The following is a 5,249-nucleotide window of genomic DNA, read 5'->3' on the forward strand; positions in this document are numbered from 1 at the left end:
GGCCAAGCCAATGGAGAGCGACATGGACCAGCGCGGCTAAGCCGCGCCGCCCGGGAGACCGGGGGCGCATTTCACCCGAAATTTCGTGAAATCCCACCCGGAGTCTGTCCATGCCTGCCACGACCTCTACGCCTGAATCCCGCCCCGCCCTCGACCCGATGACGCTGCACCCCATGCCGGCGGCGCCGTCGATGGCCTATCTCAAACCGCTGCTCGCCGATCACCCCAAGATCGAGGCCGGCGATTACAGCTATATCCACTCCTTCACCGATCCGGCGCGCTTCGCCGAGCAGGTGAAATACGCCTTCGATTTCATCGATGACCGGCTGGTGATCGGGAAATTCTGCTCGATCGCCGCCGATGTCAGTTTCGTGCTCAATGGCGGCAATCATTTCGCCGACCGGCTCTCGAGCTATCCCTTCCCGATTTTCGGCTGCTGGGGTGAGCCCGATCCAGGCGCCTGGCCCAATAAGGGCGGCATCATGATCGGCCATGATGTCTGGATCGGCTGGGACGCGACCATTATGCCCGGCGTCATGATCGGCAATGGCGCGATCATCGCCACCAAGGCCGTCGTCACCAGCGATGTCGAACCCTATACAATCGTCGGCGGCAATCCGGCGCGGATCATCAAACGGCGTTTGCCGGAGGATGTGGCGGCGCGGCTGCAGGCCCTGGCATGGTGGGACTGGCCGGCGGAGCGCATTGCCTCAGCGTCCGGCGCCCTGATGAGTGCAGACATCGACCTGCTGGAAGCGCTCGTCGAAAGCCGCGATTAGCGGCCGCGGCGGCCCCGACGTCCGGTGAGCTGACGGACAGTCCCGGTGACGATATCGAGGCTGTAAATGAAGAATCGATTCTCATTCCAGTCGCCGGCCTCGAACAGGATGGTTTGCGGATTTGGCGAGAGTGACGGAAAATAATGATACTGCCCTGCGTCCGTGGCGGTCAGTAGTTCGGGCGTGCCGCCGGCGCTGACGGTGTATTTGTAGACTTGCGGTGCGCTCGTCCCGTCCAGCGCCGCAAAGATCAAAGTATCGCCATCGGGCAGAAGGAAGGCTCCTGTCTCGCCTGCCGGACTGTCGGTCAGCTGCCAGGTACCGCCGGAGCTCAACTCATAGAGATAGACATCCCGGGTCGGATCTTCGCCCTCTTCTTCCATGATGAAGGTCAGAAAACCGCCATCAAAACTCCAGGCGGGTTCCGACTTGACGCCCCGGAGGTGATCGAGATTCAACCCGCGCGCTTCGCTGCCATCGGCATTGGCGACCCAGATCGTGGCGTTCGGCCCGCGCCAGGCGATTCGACTGCCATCGCGCGACCAGGCTGGATCAACGCCGGGGCCGAGATCGATTTCGGCGCCTGTATCGAGGTCGCGGATAATCGCGCGCAGATAGCTCATACTTTCGCCGCGCGCGAAGGCAATCCGGTTGCCGGTTGGTGACCATTCCGGTCCCGTCTCCCACATATGCGGGGTTTCGGTGAGGCGTTGCTCGCGATTTCGGTTCACATCGAGAATGAACAAATCCGGCACGCGACCTTCCCGGTAGGAATAATACACAATCCGGTCACCCGACGGCGACATGGATCCATGAAAATCCATGTGCCTGTCACCGGACTGGGCCTGAACAGCGCCCGCCAGGCTGGCAAATCCCATTCCGGCGGCGCACATCACTTTGATAAACCAACGCATCTCACTCACCCACTCTATTCACTCGCGGCCCTACCAAGCCGCCATCTTGCAGCAGAAAGCGTGCCAAAGAAAACCCGCCCCTGTCATTGCCCGAGCCGGACAGCTGACGGTGCCCGCACAATTGGTTAGGTTGCGCTCATGCTCCATCATTTCTTCACCCAGCTGCGCGCCGCCAAGATCCCCGTCACAACCCGGGAATATCTCACCCTCCTCGAAGCCCTCGACAAGGGCGCGATCGATCCGGATATCGGCCATTTCTACGCCGTCAGCCGCGCCGCACTGGTCAAGGACGAGAAGGCCTTCGACAAGTTCGACCAGGTGTTCGCGCACGTCTTCAAGGGCGTCGAGACCCTCGGCGACCTGTTCGGCGAGAACGAGATCCCGGACGACTGGCTCAAGGCGATGATGCAGAAACTGCTCACCGAGGAAGAGATGGCGGCCATGGAGGCCCTGCCCTTCGAGGAATTGATGGAGACGCTGAAGAAGCGGCTCGCCGAGCAGGAAAAACGCCATGAGGGCGGTTCGAAATGGATCGGCACCGGCGGCACCTCGCCCTTTGGCCATGGCGGCTATAATCCGGCCGGCGTGCGCATTGGCGGACCGGGCAAGCATGGCCGCGCCGCCAAGGTGTGGGAGCAGCGCCGCTACAAGGATCTCGATGGTGATCGTGAACTGGGCACGCGCAATCTGAAAGTTGCACTGCGACGCCTGCGCAAATTCGCCCGCGACGGCGCCCAGGACGAGCTCGACCTCGACAATACGATCAACGCCACAGCCCGCCAGGGCTGGCTCGATGTGGTGATGCGGCCGGAACGGCGCAATGCCATCAAGGTGCTGGCGCTATTCGATGTCGGCGGCTCGATGGATCCCTATGTGAAGCTGTGCGAGGAGCTGTTCTCGGCCTCACGCTCGACATTCAAGAACCTGGAATATTTCTACTTTCACAATTGCCCCTATGAGGGCGTCTGGCGTTCCAATCTGCGTCGCCGCGCCGAGACGGTGCCGACGCTGGATCTGATCCACAAATACCCGCACGACTGGAAAGTCATCATCGTCGGTGATGCCGCCATGGCGCCCTATGAGATCACCCATGCGGGCGGCTCGGTCGAGGGCTGGAATGACGAGGCCGGTGCGGTCTGGATCAAGCGCCTGGTCGAAACCTGGCCCAATCTGATCTGGCTCAATCCGCAGCCCGAGGAATGGTGGGAATATTCGCATTCCACCAAGCTGGTGCAGGATCTGATCGGCGCCCAGCGCATGTTCCCGCTCACACTGGAAGGTGTCGACGAGGCGATCAAGGAATTGGCTCGCTAGGCGATCCGGGGCCGGGACATGGCCGTCAGCGATGGCGCCGGCCGGCACACCTACGGCCCATTCGCAGCCATTGCGTCACCGCCCATGCGGCCGCCTCATGGCGCAGGCGGGTCAGCGCCTCGTTTGGATCAAGCCAGACCAGCTCGTGATCATCCTCGATCTTGCCCCCTGTCATCGCCGCCAGCTCGCACAGGAAGAAGCCGCACTGATTGCGCCGGCGTTCTCCAGTTCGCGTGATGGTGAATTGCTCCGCCCGCGTCACCAGGGCGCCAGGCGTGACGGTCCAGCCGGTCTCCTCGCAAAACTCCCGGGCCAGGGCGTCCGCCTCGCTCTCGCCGGGATCGATCATGCCGCCGGGCAAATCCCAATTGACATAGGTTTCGCGTGCAATCCGCACCAGGGCGATACGGCCCTTGTCATCAACGGCAATGCCAAAGGCGCAGGGGCGAGCCGGGTAAGGCGGCCCCGCCTCACAAAGGCCGAATTGCGGTACAGCCTCGATGGTTTCGCCCGCCGTCACGCGCTATCCGGCCGCGTCGACGCGGCCATCATCGGGATCAAGGCCGAGCTCCTGGTCGATGCGGGCAATCCAGCCACGGACATTGAGAAACTCGTCGAGATTAAACCCGCCCTCATCGGCCAGGCGCGTATAGGCGACCAGGGCGATATCGGCGAGCGTCATCGAATCCCCGACGATGAAGTCGCGCGACAGCAGCCGCATCTCCATCACCCCGAGCGCGCGGCGCCCTTTCGCCATCAGGGCTGGGTCGATCGAGTCGTCGGGGAGTTTCAGGAATGCTTTCTGAAAACGCCGCACGGCGATTGCCGGCTCATGGCTATATTGTTCCCAGAACATCCATTCGAGCATTTTGGCGGTATCGAAGCTATCGGCCGGGATCAGCGGTGAGCCTCCGGCGAGATGGAATATGATTGCGTTCGACTGGGCCAGGATGCGGCCGTCCTCGCGCTCAAGACAGGGCACCTGCCCGGCCGGGTTGATAGCGAGAAAATCATCAGTCCGGGTCTCGCCCTTGGCGACATCAATCTCAATCCACTGATAGGGGATGGCGAGATAGTCGGCGGTCCACTTCACTTTCAGACAATTACCGCTGCGGCGATCGCCATAAATTCTGACCGGCTGTGACATTGCGAGTCTCCATCGTTTCGCGGCTAGCATAACGTGGCTGGCGGACAGGTCGAACAGGCAATGCGGTCCGCCGCCCGGGTGTGACAGCTCGCCCCTTGGGGGATGCCGCCGCGCCGCTTATAAGCAAGACAGGACTGCTACAGGTTGACCCGATATGAGCACACAGACCGCCGTCACACGCATCAGCCCGGAAGCCTGCACCCGCATGGATCAGGTCCGCGACGGGGTCGATGGAATCGACCGCGAACTGGTGGCACTGATCGCCGAACGGGCGCGCTATATGGAGGCGGCCGCCAGGATCAAACCGTCGCGCGATGTCGTCCATGATGACTGGCGGATCGAGGATGTTATTGGAAAAGTGCTGGCCGAGTCCCGGCGCCTCGGATTGAGCACCGAGATTGCGGAGCCGGTCTGGCGCGAACTGGTCCGTCAGTCGATCGCCTATGAATTCGAAGTCTGGGACCGCACCCGCGGGGCCTAGCGGCGCTCGAAACAGCGCCGGGTTACCGCGAAGACGGTGGCCACGCATTGCGCCGCCTCCGGCCAGGACCCTTGCGGCTGAGTTTCGGCCGTCTCACAGGCCGCGCCGAGCGCAAAGGCTCCGACACCGCGCGCAGCGCCTTTGAGTGTGTGCAGGGCCGAGGTCCAGGTCTCATGATCGGGAGCCGCTGTAATCAGCGCGATGCAGCGCTCCGCCTGCTCGCACATCAGCGCCAGCAATTCCGCCTTTAGCGCCGCATCACCGCCCGTATAGCGGGCCAGGTGCGCAGCGTCGAAAACCGGCGCGGGTGCATCGGGTTCGGCTTGGGCCAGACGGTGGGACGAGGCAGATTTCATGGCGGCAATTTCGCACGCCCTCGTTAACACCACGCTTAACGCTGCAGCACCGGGCCATAATTTCTTCGCCCAGGGTAAATGAGCGCTTGCCGTCTTTGCCTGGAGGTGACCGGGCTGCGATGCTCCCGGCACACGCGGGCCCCGGCCGCTGAAATGAGGCCCTTGCTTTGTGGATAATCTCGCGTATGTTCCGCCGCCTCCAACCCCGGCGCGCCTATAGCTCAGTTGGTAGAGCAGCTGACTCTTAATCAGCGGGTC

7 protein-coding genes are annotated in these 5,249 nt (G+C 62.5%); 3 read left to right on the top strand and 4 right to left on the bottom strand.

The window, feature by feature from the left end:
• The first annotated feature begins 110 nt into the window (after positions 1 to 110).
• Positions 111 to 779: a CatB-related O-acetyltransferase gene (locus tag AAC023_RS13540; RefSeq protein WP_339741728.1), complete on the top strand. Its 669-nt coding sequence runs from the start codon at positions 111 to 113 to the stop codon at positions 777 to 779.
• On the opposite strand, the gene AAC023_RS13545 is transcribed toward AAC023_RS13540, so the two are convergent.
• Complete coding sequence (locus AAC023_RS13545) at positions 776 to 1,693, bottom strand: hypothetical protein (protein WP_339741729.1); 918 nt, start codon at positions 1,691 to 1,693, stop codon at positions 776 to 778. The two genes, AAC023_RS13540 and AAC023_RS13545, sit on opposite strands and share 4 nt — an antisense overlap.
• Positions 1,694 to 1,831: 138 nt before the next feature.
• Between AAC023_RS13545 and AAC023_RS13550 the strand changes: the two genes are divergently transcribed.
• The gene (locus AAC023_RS13550; protein ID WP_339741730.1) at positions 1,832 to 3,007 is read left to right on the top strand and encodes a VWA domain-containing protein; all 1,176 of its coding nucleotides are present in this window, start codon (positions 1,832 to 1,834) and stop codon (positions 3,005 to 3,007) included.
• 25 nt (positions 3,008 to 3,032) lie between these two features.
• On the opposite strand, the gene AAC023_RS13555 is transcribed toward AAC023_RS13550, so the two are convergent.
• Together AAC023_RS13555 and AAC023_RS13560 are read right to left on the bottom strand one after the other, a co-directional pair.
• Positions 3,033 to 3,527: an NUDIX domain-containing protein gene (locus tag AAC023_RS13555; protein WP_339741731.1), complete on the bottom strand. Its 495-nt coding sequence runs from the start codon at positions 3,525 to 3,527 to the stop codon at positions 3,033 to 3,035.
• 3 nt (positions 3,528 to 3,530) lie between these two features.
• The gene (locus AAC023_RS13560) at positions 3,531 to 4,154 is read right to left on the bottom strand and encodes a glutathione S-transferase family protein (RefSeq protein WP_339741732.1); all 624 of its coding nucleotides are present in this window, start codon (positions 4,152 to 4,154) and stop codon (positions 3,531 to 3,533) included.
• A 154-nt stretch (positions 4,155 to 4,308) separates the two neighbouring features.
• Here AAC023_RS13560 and AAC023_RS13565 point away from each other — a divergent pair, with 154 nt between their 5' ends.
• Positions 4,309 to 4,635, top strand: a complete 327-nt coding sequence (locus AAC023_RS13565) for a chorismate mutase (RefSeq protein WP_339741733.1) — start codon at positions 4,309 to 4,311, stop codon at positions 4,633 to 4,635.
• On the opposite strand, the gene AAC023_RS13570 is transcribed toward AAC023_RS13565, so the two are convergent.
• Positions 4,632 to 4,991: an Hpt domain-containing protein gene (locus tag AAC023_RS13570; protein WP_339741734.1), complete on the bottom strand. Its 360-nt coding sequence runs from the start codon at positions 4,989 to 4,991 to the stop codon at positions 4,632 to 4,634. The two genes, AAC023_RS13565 and AAC023_RS13570, sit on opposite strands and share 4 nt — an antisense overlap.
• Between the last annotated feature and the right edge of the window lie 258 nt (positions 4,992 to 5,249).

It is taken from the genome of uncultured Maricaulis sp., assembly GCF_963976135.1.
Taxonomy (GTDB): Bacteria; Pseudomonadota; Alphaproteobacteria; order Caulobacterales; family Maricaulaceae; genus Maricaulis.